Source organism: Oleiphilus sp. HI0086 (genome assembly GCF_001635225.1).
Genome location: NZ_LWFZ01000502.1, coordinates 1 through 269, shown reverse-complemented (window position 1 = coordinate 269; position 269 = coordinate 1). Strand labels below are relative to the sequence as shown.

General features: G+C 45.0%; 1 pseudogene. It reads right to left on the bottom strand.

From position 1 onward, the window contains the following. Positions 1–269: pseudogene (locus tag A3756_RS27490) on the bottom strand (UDP-2,3-diacylglucosamine diphosphatase); the annotation flags it as partial.

The following is a 269-nucleotide window of genomic DNA, read 5'->3' as shown; positions in this document are numbered from 1 at the left end:
CCATGCATAAGCAGTGTTGGTTCGCCTGCTACGTCGATAACACATGGATCATCAAGTAGGGTGGCGCCAGTTTCTTGTGCGAAAACATCGCCTACTAAAAAGTCACGATTACCGTGCATAAAGAAAAGTTGGCAACCTTGCTCACTGAGGGCTTTGAGGCGCTGTTTTACTTCAAGCTGAAGTTCGGTGTTTTCATCGTCACCAATCCAACTTTCGAAGAAATCACCAAGAATATAGAGCTTGTCAGCATCGTTTTGAATAGAGTCGAG